The sequence below is a fragment of the Bradyrhizobium sp. LjRoot220 genome (genome assembly GCF_964252915.1).
In the GTDB taxonomy this organism is placed as follows: domain Bacteria; phylum Pseudomonadota; class Alphaproteobacteria; order Rhizobiales; family Xanthobacteraceae; genus Bradyrhizobium.
On the sequence record NZ_CAXUPS020000001.1, the window covers coordinates 216,220 to 232,107 of the forward strand.

Sequence of the window (15,888 nt, forward strand, 5' to 3'; positions counted from 1 at the left end):
ATGACGGTGGTTATGGGTCCCTGCGTGCGCAGGGACGACAACCTAGCTGCCCCTGGCCGCGCGATCCTTTTCGTTCTGCGCCTTGATCGTGTCCCGCGCCCGCTCCCAGTCCGCATCCGACCAGTCGCGCATCTCGTAGAAGTTGCCGCCGGTTGCCAGCGCCTGCGCGCCGTCCATCGCAATGGTCTCGCCATTGATCCAGTCGCAACCGCCGGAGATCAGGAACACGGCAAGGTTCTGCAACTCCTCCATCTTGCCGACGCGGCCCATCGGATTCCTGGCAATGGTGCGGGCACCGGGTTCATCGCCGGGGTTGAGACGCTTGCTCATGCCCTCGGTCGGGATTTCGCCGGGAGCGATGGTGTTGAGGCGGATGCCATAGCGGCCCCATTCCATTGCCAGCGACATTGTCATGGCGTGGATCGCGGATTTGCTCATCGCGGACGGCACCACATAGGGGCTGCCGTTGCGCACCCACGTCACGGTGATCGACACCACGTTGCCGCGCTGTTTCTCCGCAATCCAGCGCCGGCCGATCGCATGCGTCACGTAGAACGTACCGTGCATCACGATATTGGCGATGGCATCGAAGCCGCGCGGCGTCAGGTCCTGGGTGCGCGAGACGAAATTGCCGGCGGCGTTGTTGATGAGGTCGGTGAGCGGACCGCCGCTCCAGATCGATTCGATCATTTCATCGACCGCAAGCGCGTTGCGGATGTCGACGCCGTGGCTGACCACGCGTCCGCCGTGCAGGTCCATCAGTTCGGTTGCGGTCTCGTCGCACACGATTTTGCGGCGGCCGCAGATATGGACCTCGGCGCCAAGCTCGAGGAATCGCGCCGCCATGGATTTGCCGAGGCCGGTACCGCCCCCGGTTACGAGAATGCGCCGCCCGGCGAGAAGCTGATCGTTGAACATCGTTTCCACCCGAAGGAATTCTGTTAATTGGTCGATTGACTAAATCCGGACAAGGCCGTTCTGTAAAGCGGTATCAAGAAAAAGCAGTGGAGGAGAATTCTCATGGAGCAGCGCGTCGCGATCTCGATTTCGGACGGCATTGCCGACGTCCGGCTGGTACGAGCGGACAAAATGAACGCGCTCGATGCCGCGATGTTCGGGGCGATTGTGGCTGCAACTGAACGACTTGCCCATGAAAAAGGCGTCCGGGCGGTAGTATTGTCCGGCGAGGGCCGGTCGTTCTGCGCCGGTCTCGATATGGGCCGTTTCGCCGCGATGAAGGAGACCGGCGGCAACGGGATCGCCGGGGGCGAGAAGCGCGACCTTTCCGCACGCACCCATGGCCTGGCCAATTTTCCCCAGCAGGCGGTATGGGGCTGGCGGCAACTTCCGGTTCCGGTGATTGCGGCAATCCAGGGCGTCGCCTTTGGCGGCGGGTTCCAGCTCGCGCTCGGCGCCGACATGCGCTTTCTCACCCCGGATGCGCGGATGTCGATCATGGAAATCAAATGGGGCCTGGTGCCCGACATGGCGGGCACGCCGATCCTCGCCAGCCTGGTGCGCGACGATATCCTGCGCGATCTCACCTACACCGGCCGCATTTTCTCCGCGCAAGAAGCCATGAGCTACGGCCTTGCCACGCGAATTTGCGACGACCCGCGCGCCGCGGCCTTCGAGGTTGCGCGCGAAATCGCCGGCAAGAGTCCCGATGCGATCCGCGCCGCCAAGCGCATGCTCAACAATCTCTCCGTCGATCCCGGCCCGGCGCTGCTCGCCGAATCCGTCGAGCAGATGAAGCTGATGGGTGGGCCCAACCAGCAGGAAGCCGTGCGCGCCAATCTGGAGAAGCGGGCACCGAGATTTGCGGATGCGGGATGAATGCTCAGACCTCATCCTGAGGAGGCCGCGAAGCGGCCGTCTCGAAGGATGGCCACAAACTCATGGTTCGAGACGCGCGAAGACGCGCTCCTCACCATGAGGACTTGCAAACCCGGCGAGAAATCGGAAGCGACAATGACAACGCCATCGCCCTTCCTCGGCATCATCAGCGGCCAGCGCCGGCGCGAGCATGCCGAGGTCGCCGAGCGCGCCGACCGTATCGCCAGCGGCCTGCATCAGCTCGGCGTCAAGCCCGGTGATAGCGTCTGCATGCTGATGCGCAACGACATCGCCTTCATCGAGGCGGCCTATGCCGCGATGCGGCTCGGCGCCTATGGTGTTCCCGTCAACTGGCACTTCAAGCCGGAAGAAATCAATTACGTGCTGAAGGATTCCGGCACCTCCGTGCTGATCGCGCATGCCGACATGCTGCATCAGTTGCGCGATGCGATTCCATCCGGCGTCACCGCGCTCAGCGTGCCGACGCCGCCGGAGATTCTGGCGAACTACAGGATCAATCCCGATCATCTCGCGACGCCGGATTTCGCGATCGATTTCGAATCCTGGCTCCAGCAGCAGCCGCGCTATGATGGGCCGGTGGTGCCGCAGCCGCAGAACATGATTTATACCTCGGGCACCACGGGCCACCCGAAGGGCGTACGCCGCTTTGCGCCGACGCCCGCGCAGAGCGCCAACGCCGAGGCGATGCGCGCGATGATCTACGGCCTCAAACCGGGCGCGCGCACGATCCTGCCGGGCCCGCTGTATCATTCCGCGCCGAACTCGTTCGGCCTGCGCGCCGGACGCCTTGGCGGCGCGCTGATATTGATGCCACGCTTCGAGCCCGAGGAATTCCTGCGCCTGATCGAGACGGAGCGGGTCGACACGATATTCATGGTGCCGACCATGTTCATCCGGCTGATGAAGCTGCCCGAGGAAGTGCGCAGGAAGTACGACGTGTCGTCGCTGCGTCATATCATCCATGCCGCCGCACCCTGTCCGGCCGACGTCAAGCGCGCGATGATCGAATGGTGGGGGCCGGTGATCTATGAATTCTACGGCTCGACCGAGTCAGGCGCCGTGACCTTCGCCAGTTCCGAGGACGCGCTGAAGAAGCCCGGTACCGTCGGCAAGATATCGCCGGGCGCCGAACTGCGCTTCATCGGCGATGACGGGCGCGTGCTGCCGCCGGGCGAAATCGGCGAAATCTATTCGCGCATCGCGGGCAATCCGGATTTCACCTATCACAACAAGCCGGAGAAGCGTGCCGAGATCGACCGCGAGGGGTTCATCACCTCGGGCGACGTCGGCTATGTCGACGAAGACGGCTACGTCTTTATCTGCGACCGCAAGCGCGACATGGTGATTTCGGGCGGCGTCAATATCTATCCGGCGGAAATCGAGGCCGCGCTGCATGCCGTGCCCGGGGTGCATGACTGCGCGGTGTTCGGCATTCCCGACGAAGAATTCGGCGAAGCGCTGATGGCGGTGGTGGAGCCGCAGCCGGGCGTGACGCTCGATATCGCCGCGGTCCGCGCCGAGCTGAAGGAGTCACTGGCCGATTATAAGGTGCCCAAGCACATCGAAATCCAGGCCAATCTGCCGCGGGAAGATTCCGGCAAGATCTTCAAGCGCCGCCTGCGCGATCCCTATTGGGAGCGGGCCGGGCGAAGGATTTAGTCCAACTCCTCATGGTGAGGAGCGCCAACTGCGCGTCTCCGGACGATGCTTCGCATCGCCGGGCGAACCATGCAGGCCCCGATGTGGCCATCCTTCGAGACGCGGTCTGGTGGCCACTCCTCAGGATGAGGTCCGTCAGTTTGCACCGCCTCGATCTTTATCTTGCACTGCGGCAAAAAACTTGCACACTCCAGAACTTGCCGGGCAAGCCTCTGGAGTAGCCGACCATGTCACCCCAGACCGTGCCTTCCGAGACCGAGATCCGCGTCAATCGCGTCGAAGACGCCGAGGATGCGCGGCTGCGGACCGATATCAGGCTGCTGGGGCGCATTCTCGGCGATACCGTGCGTGACCAGGAGGGCGCTGAGGCGTTCGATCTGGTCGAGCGTATCAGGCAGACCTCGATCCGGTTTCACCGCGACGACGACAAGCTGGCGCGGCGGGAGCTGGAAACCATTCTCGACAGCATGTCGACCAGCGAGACGGTGCGGATCGTCCGCGCCTTCAGCTATTTCTCGCATCTGGCCAATATCGCCGAGGACCAGAACAACATCCGCCAGATGCGTGGATGGGGCGTCGGCGGCGCGTCACGGCCGAGCGTGCTCACGCAAACTTTGGCACACGCAAAGACGGCCGGCTTCAGCGCCGCCGATCTGCGCCGCTTCTTTGGGGATGCCCAGGTCAGCCCGGTGCTCACAGCGCATCCGACCGAGGTCCGCCGCAAGAGCACGATCGACCGCGAGATGGAGATTGCCGCGCTGCTCGACCGCCGCGAACGCGTGCAGCTGACCCCGGAAGAGATCGAGGCCAGCGACGAGCAGTTGCGCCGCGCCGTGCTGACGCTGTGGCAGACCAATCTGCTGCGCCGGACCAAGCTGACGGTGCTCGACGAAGTCGCCAACGGACTTTCATTCTACGACTATACCTTCCTGCATGAGGTGCCGCGGCTGCATTGCGCGCTGGAGGACCGGCTGAATCAGGAGGATGCCGGCACGCAAGGCGAACTGGCGTCGTTCCTGACCATGGGGAGCTGGATCGGCGGCGACCGCGACGGCAATCCGTTCGTGACCGCCGACGTGATGCGCGGCACCTTGCGCCTGCAATCGAGCCGCGTGATGCGCTTCTACCTCGAAGAGCTGCACGCGCTCGGCGCCGAGCTGTCGCTCGCTGCGCATCTCGCCGACGTTTCCGAAGAGTTGCGCGCGCTAGCCGAGCGTTCGCCCGATACCTCGCCGCACCGGAGCGGCGAGCCGTATCGACTGGCGGTATCGGGTATCTATGCGCGCCTGACTGCGACCGCCGGGCGGCTCGAGGTCGAAACCACGCGGCCGGCGGTCGGCGCGGCCGCGCCCTATACCAGCGTCAAGGAATTCAAGGCCGATCTCGACGTGCTCGACCGTTCGCTGATTGCCAATAATTCGGGCGTGATCGCGCGCGGGCGGCTCAGGCTATTGCGCCGCGCCGTCGATTGCTTCGGCTTCCATCTGGCCCGGCTCGATATGCGGCAGAATTCGGCCGTGCATGAGCGGACGGTGGCCGAATTGCTCGATGCGGCGATGCCCGGCATGTCCTATCTGGCGCTTGGCGAGGAGGCGCGCGTCGCGCTGCTTGCGAGCGAATTGCGCAACGCCCGGCCGCTGACGTCCTCCTTCGTGAAATACAGCGAGGAGACACTCGGTGAACTCGCGGTGTTCCACGCCGCCGCCGAGGCGCACGCCAAATTCGGTCCCGACGTGATTCATCAATGCATTATCTCGATGTGCAAGGGCATGTCCGACATGCTGGAGGTCGCGCTGCTGCTCAAGGAGGTCGGACTGGTCGATCCCTCCGGCCGCAGCTCGATCAACATCGTTCCGCTGTTTGAGACCATTGAGGACTTGCAGGCTTCCAGCGCCATCATGGACCGGATGCTGTCACTGCACGATTATCGCAAGCTGGTAGACAGCCGCGGCGGCGTACAGGAAGTGATGCTCGGCTATTCCGACAGCAACAAGGATGGCGGTTTTGTTACTTCGGGCTGGGAGCTCTACAAAGCCGAGATTGGCCTCGTCGAGGTGTTCGAGCGCCACCATGTGCGGATGCGGCTGTTCCACGGCCGCGGCGGTTCGGTCGGCCGCGGCGGCGGGCCGAGCTATGACGCGATCATCGCGCAGCCCGGCGGCGCGGTGAACGGCCAAATCCGCATCACCGAGCAGGGCGAGATCATCTCCAGCAAGTATTCCAACGCCGAGGTCGGCCGCAGTAATCTGGAGATCCTGGCGGCTGCCACGCTGGAAGCCAGCCTGCTGCATCCCAGGCAAAGTGCGCAGCGCACCGAATATCTGACCGCGATGGACCAGCTGTCGGCGCTGGCGTTCAGGGCTTATCGCGGGCTGGTCTACGAGACCGAAGGCTTTGCCGACTATTTCTGGGGTTCGACCGTCATCACCGAAATCTCGACGCTCAACATCGGCAGCCGCCCCGCGTCGCGCAAGAAGACCCGCGAGATCGAGGATTTGCGCGCGATCCCCTGGGTGTTCAGCTGGGCGCAATGCCGGCTGATGCTGCCGGGCTGGTACGGCTTCGGTTCGGCGGTCGAGAGCTGGATCGCCGAACACCCCGAGCAGGGCATGCCGTTCCTGCAGGAGCTCTACCGCGAATGGCCGTTCTTCCGGATGTTGCTGTCGAATATGGACATGGTGCTGGCCAAGAGCTCGATCGCGATCGCTTCGCGCTATGCCGAACTGGTGCCTGACGTAGCGCTGCGCGACAAAATCTTCGGACGCATCAAGCGCGAGTGGAACCTGTCGATCGAGACGCTGCTCGACATCATGGGCCAGGAACGGCTGTTGCAGGGCAACCCGCTGCTGGAGAGATCGATCCGCAACCGCTTCCCTTATCTCGATCCGCTCAACCACGTGCAGGTGGAGTTGCTGAAAGAGCATCGCGCGCAAAACCCCGACGAGCAGGTACTGCGCGGGATTCAGCTGACGATTAACGGGATATCGGCGGGGCTGCGGAATAGCGGGTAGGGGACGACCGGGACTTCATCTCGTCATTGCGAGCTACCGGGTCGCGCGAATGCGCGCCCGATGACAGGCTCCGCGAAGCAATCCATCTCTCCGCGTGTGCGGATGGATGGATTGCTTCGTCGCTTCGCTCCTCGCAATGACGTCTGTAGGTGCAGATCACCCCAACTATAGCGGTGCTGTCGCCGCCCCTGGATTGATCAAGGCTTCAACGCGCCCTGCACACTGGTGTAGACGGCATAAAGCGATGACGAGCCGCAGATGTACAGCCGGTTTCGCTGCATGCCACCAAAACACAGATTGGCAACGGTTTCCGGGATGTGGATCTTGCCGAGCAGATCGCCATCCGGCATGTAGCAGCGCACGCCGTCCTCGTTCGGATCGCCCCAGCCCACCGAGCACCACAGGCGCCCGGCGGTGTCGCAGCGCAGCCCGTCGGTGATGCTGGGCTTGGGCATGTCCGCAAAGACCTTGCTGTTCGAAAGCTTGCCGGCCGCAAGATCGACGTCGAACACGCGGATATGCGACGGGTTGTCCGGCCCGTCGGTGAAACCGGTGTCGCAGATGTAGAGCTTCTTCTCGTCAGGCGAGAAGCAAAGGCCGTTAGGCTGCACGAAGTCATCGACGACCATCTTGATGTCACCGGATTTCGGATCCACCCGATAGACGTTCTTCTTGTCCTGCTCGGCATCGGCTTTAATGCCCTCATAGAAGCCGCCGATCCCGTAGCCCGGATCGCAGAACCAGATCGAACCGTCGGCGGCGACAACCGCGTCGTTCGGCGAGTTAAGTTTCTTGCCGTTGAACTTGTCGGCGATGATGGTGATCGAGCCGTCGAGTTCGGTCCGGGTCACCCGTCGGCCGCTATGTTCACAGGTGATCAGGCGTCCTTCCCGATCGATGGTGTTGCCGTTCGAGTTCATCGACGGTTGCCGGTAGACGCTGACGTGACCGTCATCCTCCGAGAAGCGCATGATGCGGTTGTTGGGAATGTCGGAGAACAGCACATAGCGGCCGGCTGGGAAGTAGACCGGTCCCTCGGCCCAGCGGAATCCGGTGGCGACGCGCTCGACGGCCATGGTGCCGGCAAAGGCCGGGAAGCCGGTTGGCCCGAACGAGACCCCCTTCTTTTTCATCGACTCCAGGCGGGCATCCGGATAGCGGGCCCCCGGCAGTGGCCCCAGCGGCAGCGGCGCGGTTGACCGCGTTACGACGCCGGTTTGGCCGAATGGCGTGACGGACGCCGCGGAAGCCGCCGTCATCGTCGCCGCGGTCGCGGCCAGCGCCGCCGCGCCCTTGAACAACGTGCGGCGATCGAGCCCGCTCGATCTCGCATCGGCCCGGTGGTCAGGCAGATCAGTCGGATTTGTCATGATTTCCTCCCATGGTTTTTGTCGTTGGGAAGGAAAGTCTGAGCCCGCAATCCGGCGGAAAGCGGGCGAAGTTTGGGGGCAACCGGGGGGTGGTGAGGAAGTGGCGGTCGTGCGGTGCGCAAAGTGTAAGCGTGCCCACCCTTCCTTTTGCAAAGGGAGGTGGGCACGGCGCCGGCGCGCCTTTGCCCACCCCAGGCTTCGGTAGTTAGATCGGATCCCAGGTGAAAATGTCGGCCGAGCGGTCGAGCTTGGAGAATGATCCCTTGAGCGCTGGCATGCCGTGCTCGGCGATGGTCTGTGGCGTCCAGCCTTCGCCGCGGTGCACCGAGCGCACCGGACGATGCTGGCCGAACAGGAAAATTTCGTTCATGCGCACGCCGAAGATTTGTCCGGTCACGTCCTTGGCGGCGTCGCCGAGCAGATGCGCGCAGAGCGGCGCGATCTTCTCCGGTCCCATCTGCTGGATTTTCGCCACCCGCGCCTTCTCGGCTTCGGTCTCGGTCGGGATGGTGCCGATCATGCGGGTCCAGGCGAACGGCGAGACGCAGTTCGAGCGCACGTTGAAGCGGCCCATATCGAGCGCGATCGACTTCGACAGGCCGACGATGCCGAGCTTGGCGGCGGCGTAATTGGCCTGGCCGAAATTGCCGATCAGGCCCGAGGTCGAGGTGAAGTGCACGAAGGAGCCGCTCTCCTGTTCGCGGAACAGCCGCGCCGCGGCGTGGCTGACATAGAACGAGCCCATCAGATGCACCTTGATGACGGCCTCGAACGCCTCCACGCTCATTTTGTGGAAGATCATGTCGCGCAGGATGCCGGCATTGTTGACGACGCCGTCGAGCCGCCCGAAATGATCGGTCGCCGTCTTCACGATCTTGCTGGCGGGGATCGCTTCCGCCACCGACTCGAAATTGGCGACCGCGCTGCCGCCGCGCTTCTTGATTTCTTCGACCACTTCCTCGGCGGGAGCGGCGCTGGTGCCGGCGCCGTCGGCGGCGACGCCGGGATCGTTGACCACGACCTTTGCCCCTTCGGCCGCGCAGAGCAGCGCGATCTCACGGCCAATGCCGCGGCCCGCGCCGGTGACGATGATGACTTTGTCTTGCAGTGATTTGGTCATGGTGGTTCTCCCGTTGTCTGTGTGAATTATTTTTCGTCATTCCGGGGCGGAGCGAAGCGACGAGCCCGGAATCCATAACCACGATCGGGAGTATGGATTCCGGGCCTGCGCCAAGTGGCGCATCCCGGAATGACGAAAGCTGTTAGCGTTCGTTCGTAAAGATGATCGTGCCGGATGCCGCGAACATGCCGCCGACGCCGTGGCAGACCGAGATTTTCGCGTCCTTGACTTGCGCCGGCGCGATGCCGCGCATTTGCCGCACGCTTTCCTGCAGCGCGTACATGCCGTACATGCCCGAATGCATGTAGCTCAATCCGCCGCCATTGGTGTTGAGCGGCAGCTTGCCGCCGGGGCGCGTGTTGCCGTCGGCGATGAACTTGCCGGTCGCTTCATGCGGCATGAAGCCGAGATCGCCAAGGCCAAACAGCGGCAGATGCGCAAAGGCGTCGTAGATCATCAGATGATCGACGTCCTTGTGGGCGATGCCGGCCTCCCTGAACGCCATCGGCCCGGCCACCTTGAAGGCGCGCGAGGAGTTGAAGGTCTCCATCTGGCTGACCATCGGTGTTTCCACGCTCTCGCCAGTGCCGAGGATATAGACCGGCTTGTTCGGGAAATCCCTGGCGCGGTCGGCCGAGGTGAGGATCAGCGCGCCGCCGCCGTCAGTGACGAGGCAGCATTGCAGGATGCGGAACGGATAGGCGATCATCTTCGAGTTCAGCACGTCCTCGACCGTGATCGGCGCCTTCATGGTGGCGCGCGGATTCTTCGCGGCCCATTCGCGCTGCACCACCGCGACCATGGCGATCTGCTCATGGGTGATGCCGTAGGTCTTCATGTAGCGCAGCACGGGGATCGGAAACATGCTGGGCGGGCCGAACACGCCGAACGGCGATTCGAACTGGCCGTTGAGGCTGTCCGGCGGCGTCGAGCGCGGCAGCTTGCCGATCATCGACTTGCCGCTCTCGGCGTGTGTGATCAGCACCGTCTTGCACAGCCCGGCCTCGATCGCGGCCGCGGCGTGGCGGACATGCAGCATGAACGAGCAGCCGCCAACCGAGGTGCCGTCGACCCAGGTCGGCTTGATGCCGAGGTAATGGGCGATCTGCTGCGGGGTTTCCACCGCGGTGGCGATGCCGTCGATGTCGGACAGTTTCAGCCCGGCATCGGCAATGGCGTTGAGCGCCGCATCGGCGTGGAGCTGGATCTGCGACATGTTCGGAATGACGCCAAGTTCGGTGGTCTCGGCGGCGCCGACGACGGCGACCTGGTTTCTGCGCATGGTGCTAGCCCTTCGCCGGACGGAACTGGGGAAGGGTGATCTTGTCGTCGAGCTTCTCGAACGCGACTTCGAGCCTCATGTCGAGTTCGAGCGCCTCCGGCGTCTGCGGGCAATCGATGATGTTGCTCATCATGCGCGGGCCTTCGTCGAGTTCGACGACGGCGATCGCATAAGGTGGCGTGAAGCCGGGCGCGGCGGGCCGATGGTTGATGACGTAGCTGTAGAGCTTGGCCTTGCCGCTCGCCTTGAACACGCTGACCTTGCGCGAGGCGCAGGACGGGCAGAATGGGCGCGGCGGAAAATAGACATTGGCGCAGGCATCGCAACGTTGCAGGCGCAATTCGCCGGCCGCGGTACCGTCCCAGAAATGCTGGGTTTCCGGGGTCGGCTTCGGTCTAGCGCGCGCTGGCTCCGCCATATCAGGCATTCCTCCTCGAGGCGGGCATCGGCCCGCGTGCTGCGATCTTGATGCGACATTTGACCATTCCCCGTCAACGGTCCAGCGGCGCCGTTGCATGGCCGCATTCCCGCAAGCCAACAGCGCTTGTATGCCAGCGTGTCTCAGGCAATAGTCCGCGCCGCGGCAAATCATTGCCCTGCGTACCGCGCAACTTCGGACCAGCGGCGCCAAAGCAAAACGAAACCGGACAGGTCATGCCGAACATATCAACACTTGCCTCACTCGCCGCCGATCTCGAGAGCGGGGCGACCTCCGCCCGCAAGCTGGTGGAGGAATGTCTTGCCAAAATAGCCGACGCTTCGGGCGAGGGATCGCGCGCGTTCATCCATGTCGACAAGGAAGGCGCCCTAGGTGCGGCAGACGCGATGGACCGGCTGCGCAAGGCCCATGCGGCGCCGTCGCCGTTTGCCGGCATCCCGGTCTCGATCAAGGATCTGTTCGACATCAAGGGGCAGGTGACCCGCGCCGGCTCGCGGGCGCTGGAAGATTGCACGCCGGCGGGAGCCGATGCGCCTGTGGTGGCGCGGCTGCGCCGGGCCGGCTTCATCGTGATCGGTCGAACCAACATGACCGAGTTCGCCTATTCCGGCATCGGCATCAACCCGCATTACGGCACGCCGAAGAGCGTCTGGAACCGTAGAGTCGGCCACGTGCCCGGCGGCTCGTCCTCGGGCGCAGCGGTCTCGGTCGCTGACGGCATGGCGCATGGCGCGCTCGGCACCGATACCGGCGGCTCCTGCCGGATCCCGGCGGCGTTCAACGGCATCGTCGGCTTCAAGCCGACGCAGCGCCGCGTACCGCTCGACGGCGGCGTGCCGCTGTCATTCTCGCTCGACAGTTTCGGACCGCTGGCACGCACGGTTCAGTGCTGTGCGACGATGGACGCCGTGCTGGCCGATGAGGCTGAGCTGCCGGTGTTACAGCCGCGCCCCGTCAGGGGCATGCGGCTCGCGGTGCCGACCACGGTTGCGCTCGATGACCTCGATTACGAGGTCGCAAAAACGTTCGAGCGCGCGCTGGAGACGCTGTCACGGCAGGGCGCGCTGATCGAACGGATCGAAGTGCCGGAATTCCTCGACGTCGGCGCGATGAACGCCAAGGGCGGTTTTGCGGCGTCGGAGAGCTATGCGTGGCACCGCTATCTGATCGTCAGCAAGGGCGACGTCTACGATCCCCGCGTGCACGTCCGCATCCTGCGCGGCGAGGGCATGAGCGCCGCCGACTATATCGACCTGCTTGGCGCCCGAAAGTCGTTCATCGCGCACGCCGAAGCACGCATCGCGCCCTATGACGCGCTGGTCATGCCGACCACGGCCAATACACCTCCCGTCATCGCCGACCTCGCCGACGACAAGGCGTTCGCAACGCAAAATTTGCGCGCGTTGCGCAACTGCACGCTGATCAACATGCTCGACGGCTGCGCGATTTCGCTGCCGGCGAATCGCGAAGGCGAGGTGCCGGTTGGCCTGATGCTGGCGGGCGCCGGCGGAAGAGACCGCTGCATTTTCGAACTCGCGGCCGGAATGGAGAACGTCATCCGTGTTTGATCTTACCTTTACCGTCGAAGACAAGGGCGCGCCGACGCCACTGACGCTTGCGATCGATCAGGCCGTGATTGCCGGCTGGACCGGGCGCGATCCGGTGGCGCGCGACAAGCACATTGCGGAACTGGAAGCGATCGGCATCGCGCGGCCGGCCTCGACGCCGATCTATTACCGCGTCTCCACGCGCCGCATCACCACCACCGACAGCATCGAAGTCAGCGGCGGCGATTCCAGCGGCGAAGTCGAGTTTGTGCTGATCGGCTGGCAGGGCCGCATCCTTGTCGGCTGCGGCTCCGACCATACCGACCGCAAGGTGGAAGCCTACAGCGTCACGGTGTCCAAACAGATGTGCGACAAGCCGATGGCATCAACGCTGTGGGAGCTGGAAGACGTCATCGGTCACTGGGACCAGATGATCCTGCGCTCCTGGGCCGTCATCGACGGCGCGCGGGTGCTGTACCAGGAAGGCACGCTCGATGGCATGCTGCCGGTCAAGGATTTGATCGACCGCGGCTTTGGCGGCAAGGGCCTGCCGGATGGTTGCGCGATGTTCGGCGGCACGTTTGCGGCCAAGGGCGGCATCCGCCCCGCGAGCCGGTTCGAGTTCGAACTGGAAGATCCCGTGCTGAAGCGAAAGATCGGCCACGGTTATGACGTGATCGCGCTGCCGGTGTTGGGGTAGCGTTCCACTCGGTCGTCATGCCCGGCCTTGTGCCGGGCATCCACGTCTTTCGATCATCGAGTAAAGCAAGACGTGGATGGGCCGGGACGAGCCCGGCCATGACGGAGTTCCTCGGAAATCGGGTGGCTTGAGGGATAGCGGTCTGAGAAACTTCCTGCCATGAAAGCCACTGCAAAAACCGCCGACCGCCATGCATCCCCCGACATCGCCGCCCGCGTCGATGGCATCGACTGGACGCGGGTGACCGCCGATCTCGACGGGCAAGGCAGCGCCGTGCTGAAGGGATTGCTGTCGCCGGACGAATGCCAGGCACTCGCCGCGCTGTATCCGGATGACACAAAATTCCGCAGCCGCATCGTGATGGGGCGGCACGGATTTGGGCGCGGCGAATACAAATATTTCTCCTATCCGCTGCCCGACCTGATCGCGGAACTGCGCCCGGCGCTGTACGCGCGGCTGTGCGGCATTGCCAATCGCTGGAACCAGACGATGGGCATCGACATCCGCTATCCCTTGGCGCATCAGGCATTCCTGAAGTGCTGCCACGACGCTGGACAAGTCCGGCCGACGCCGCTGCTGCTGCAATACGGCGAAGGCGATTACAATTGCCTGCATCAGGACCTCTATGGCGAGCATGTGTTCCCGTTGCAGGTCGCGATACTCCTTTCGGAGCCCGGCCGCGATTTCACCGGTGGCGAGTTCGTGCTGACCGAGCAGCGGCCGCGGATGCAGTCGCGGCCGGAAGTAGTGCCGCTGATGCAGGGCGATGCTGTGGCATTTGCTGTGCATCACCGGCCGGTGCAGGGGACGCGCGGGTTCTATCGCGTTAATCTGCGCCACGGCGTCAGCCAGATCCGCTCCGGCCACCGTCACACCGTCGGCGTGATCTTTCACGACGCCAAATGATTCACCGTGTGAGTACGAAGCGAAATGACGGCAGATTTATTCGACGCCATTGCCGAAGTGCAGCCGTCGCGGGAAGCGATGGCTGATGGCGCCGTGCTGTTGCGCGGCTTCGGTTTGCGTTTTGAAGCCGGTCTGATTCCGGCGCTGCGCGAGATCGTGGCGCAAGCGCCGTTTCGTCATATGTCGACGCCGGGCGGTCACCAGATGTCGGTGGCGATGACCAATTGCGGCAATGCCGGTTGGGTCACCGATCGCACCGGCTATCGTTATGACGGCGTCGATCCCGAGTCCGGAAAGCCATGGCCGAAAATGCCGGCGGTGTTTTGCGACTTGGCCGCGGAAGCGGCGACTGAGGCCGGCTTCAAGAACTTTGCGCCGGATGCCTGCCTGATCAACCGATACGAGCCCGGCGCCCGGATGTCGCTGCATCAGGACAAGGACGAGCAGGATTTTGCCGCGCCGATCGTCTCGGTGTCGCTCGGGATACCGGCGATCTTCCTGTTCGGCGGATTGAAGCGCGCCGACAGGCCGGCCCGGTTTCGGCTGGTGCATGGCGATGTCGTGGTCTGGGGCGGGCCGTCGCGCCTGTTTTTTCACGGCGTTGCGCCCCTGACCGACGGTGAACACGCCGTGTTGGGCCGCCAGCGCATCAATCTGACGTTTCGAAAAGCGCGCTGACGCGAGCTTACCCGCTTCCCAGCGAAGTTTCGTCTGGTCTATGCTCTTCCCGGGCGGGGAGCGGGATATGACCAGCACAGACGTAAAGGCTGACAGCGGCGCCGGCGCCAGCCGCACCGGCATTTACCTGGCCGTGCTGCAACTGATCTTCACGCTGGGCTGGACCACTTACGTCATCTATTTGCCGAAGCTCGCGGCCCAAGTCGGAATCGCACCTGGCATGGTGATCTTCATCCTGATGCTCGATCAGGCCATCTTCACCATCACCGACACCGCGATGGGAATTGCGGCCGACAGGATCGCGCCCTTTATCGGCCGGCTCGGCGTCTTCGTCGGCATCCTGACCGCGATCTCCTGCGCGGCCTTTGTCGCGCTGCCGTTCGTGGCCGGCACGGGTCCGGGCGCGCAAGCCTGGTTCATCGTGCTGATCGTGATCTGGGTCGTGACCTCGTCGGCGTTGCGCGCGCCGCCGCTGACGCTGCTCGGCAAGCACCGCGCGCGGTCACAGGTGCCGCTCCTGGCGGCGCTGGCGATGCTGGGTTACGGCCTGGCCGGCGCGATCTCGCCCTATCTCGGCACGGTGCTGCGCAACCATGACCCTCGGATTCCGTTCCTGTTATCGGGCGCCGTGCTGCTGCTCACCACGCTGGCGCTGTCGAAGGTGGAGCGGGACGCCGCCGCGCAGGCACCCGCCCCGAGCGCGCCCGCTGTGCCGGCAAAAGCGCTCAGCACGATCCCAATGTTCTTCATTGCGTCGATGATGATCCTGTCGCTCGGCTATCAGCTGCATTTCAGCCTCAACAGTTCATCGTTCTTTCTACGGTTCACGACGGCCGATCAACTTCAGTGGCTTCTGCCGGTGTTCTGGATCGGCTTCAATATCGCGATGTTTCCGGCGAGCGTCGTGGTCAAGCATCGCGGCGGGCTGATCGTGATGGGGGCCGCAGGCCTGTTTGGCGCGCTGGCGGTGCTCGCCGCCGAGCTGTCGGGCAGTCTCAACGTCCTCATTGTCGCGCAGTTCGTCGCCGGCGCGGCCTGGGGGTGCATGCTGATGAGCGCGGTATCGGCAGCGCTGGCGATCGGGGACACCGGCGCCGAGGGCAAGGTGATCGGGCTGGTGTTTTCAGCGCTGGCGCTGGCGACCTTTGCGCGGATGGCGGCGGTCGCCGGCGGCCTGCAGAAGCTGCCGGAATACGCGCCGCTGCTGCACTGGGCGCCAGTCGCCTGCTGGGCGGTTGCGGGCACGGGCCTGGTGGTGCTCGCAGCGTCGCGGATGCAGCGAAGTCTGCAGGAGAGAAGGGCTTAAGCTCTATCCGTCG

The 15,888-nt window shown here is 64.1% G+C and carries 13 protein-coding genes; 8 read left to right on the forward strand and 5 right to left on the reverse strand.

Annotated elements, in window-relative coordinates; genetic code table 11:
* Positions 1 to 42: 42 nt before the first annotated feature.
* Positions 43 to 918, reverse strand: coding sequence for an SDR family oxidoreductase (locus ACSQ84_RS00985; RefSeq protein ID WP_436209781.1), 876 nt, complete (start codon positions 916 to 918; stop codon positions 43 to 45).
* A 102-nt stretch (positions 919 to 1,020) separates the two neighbouring features.
* Between ACSQ84_RS00985 and ACSQ84_RS00990 the strand changes: the two genes are divergently transcribed.
* The 3 genes from ACSQ84_RS00990 to ppc all read left to right on the forward strand — a co-directional run bounded on the left by ACSQ84_RS00990 (position 1,021) and on the right by ppc (position 6,527).
* Positions 1,021 to 1,836 (forward strand): crotonase/enoyl-CoA hydratase family protein, encoded by an 816-nt coding sequence (locus tag ACSQ84_RS00990; RefSeq protein WP_436209782.1) that lies wholly within the window; start codon positions 1,021 to 1,023, stop codon positions 1,834 to 1,836.
* A gap of 135 nt (positions 1,837 to 1,971) precedes the next feature.
* Positions 1,972 to 3,516, forward strand: a complete 1,545-nt coding sequence (locus ACSQ84_RS00995; RefSeq protein ID WP_436209783.1) for an acyl-CoA synthetase — start codon at positions 1,972 to 1,974, stop codon at positions 3,514 to 3,516.
* A gap of 227 nt (positions 3,517 to 3,743) precedes the next feature.
* Complete coding sequence (gene ppc / locus ACSQ84_RS01000) at positions 3,744 to 6,527, forward strand: phosphoenolpyruvate carboxylase (protein ID WP_436209784.1); 2,784 nt, start codon at positions 3,744 to 3,746, stop codon at positions 6,525 to 6,527.
* Positions 6,528 to 6,724: 197 nt separating this feature from the next.
* Here the strand turns inward: ppc and ACSQ84_RS01005 are convergent, their stop codons facing one another.
* The 4 genes from ACSQ84_RS01005 to ACSQ84_RS01020 form a co-directional block, all read right to left on the reverse strand.
* Positions 6,725 to 7,660 carry an SMP-30/gluconolactonase/LRE family protein gene (locus tag ACSQ84_RS01005; protein WP_436211137.1) on the reverse strand — a complete coding sequence of 312 codons (936 nt, stop codon included), beginning with the start codon at positions 7,658 to 7,660 and terminating at the stop codon, positions 6,725 to 6,727.
* Positions 7,661 to 8,102: 442 nt separating this feature from the next.
* Positions 8,103 to 9,017 (reverse strand): SDR family NAD(P)-dependent oxidoreductase, encoded by a 915-nt coding sequence (locus ACSQ84_RS01010; protein ID WP_436209785.1) that lies wholly within the window; start codon positions 9,015 to 9,017, stop codon positions 8,103 to 8,105.
* 142 nt (positions 9,018 to 9,159) lie between these two features.
* Positions 9,160 to 10,299 (reverse strand): thiolase C-terminal domain-containing protein, encoded by a 1,140-nt coding sequence (locus ACSQ84_RS01015; RefSeq protein WP_436209786.1) that lies wholly within the window; start codon positions 10,297 to 10,299, stop codon positions 9,160 to 9,162.
* 4 nt (positions 10,300 to 10,303) lie between these two features.
* Positions 10,304 to 10,717, reverse strand: a complete 414-nt coding sequence (locus ACSQ84_RS01020) for a Zn-ribbon domain-containing OB-fold protein (protein WP_436209787.1) — start codon at positions 10,715 to 10,717, stop codon at positions 10,304 to 10,306.
* A gap of 236 nt (positions 10,718 to 10,953) precedes the next feature.
* Here ACSQ84_RS01020 and ACSQ84_RS01025 point away from each other — a divergent pair, with 236 nt between their 5' ends.
* The 5 genes from ACSQ84_RS01025 to ACSQ84_RS01045 all read left to right on the forward strand — a co-directional run bounded on the left by ACSQ84_RS01025 (position 10,954) and on the right by ACSQ84_RS01045 (position 15,875).
* Complete coding sequence (locus tag ACSQ84_RS01025) at positions 10,954 to 12,306, forward strand: amidase (RefSeq protein ID WP_436209788.1); 1,353 nt, start codon at positions 10,954 to 10,956, stop codon at positions 12,304 to 12,306.
* On the forward strand, positions 12,299 to 12,985 hold the full coding sequence (locus ACSQ84_RS01030; protein ID WP_436209789.1) for a DUF2848 domain-containing protein: 687 nt from the start codon (positions 12,299 to 12,301) through the stop codon (positions 12,983 to 12,985). The genes ACSQ84_RS01025 and ACSQ84_RS01030 overlap by 8 nt, the downstream gene beginning before the upstream one ends.
* 159 nt (positions 12,986 to 13,144) lie before the next feature.
* Entirely contained in the window at positions 13,145 to 13,891 is a 747-nt protein-coding gene (locus ACSQ84_RS01035) for a 2OG-Fe(II) oxygenase (protein WP_436209790.1), read from the forward strand.
* Between the two features lie 24 nt (positions 13,892 to 13,915).
* A complete protein-coding gene (gene alkB, locus ACSQ84_RS01040) occupies positions 13,916 to 14,569 on the forward strand; it encodes a DNA oxidative demethylase AlkB (protein ID WP_436209791.1) in 654 nt (217 codons plus the stop codon).
* A gap of 67 nt (positions 14,570 to 14,636) precedes the next feature.
* Entirely contained in the window at positions 14,637 to 15,875 is a 1,239-nt protein-coding gene (locus ACSQ84_RS01045; RefSeq protein WP_436209792.1) for an MFS transporter, read from the forward strand.
* The last annotated feature ends 13 nt before the right edge of the window (positions 15,876 to 15,888 follow it).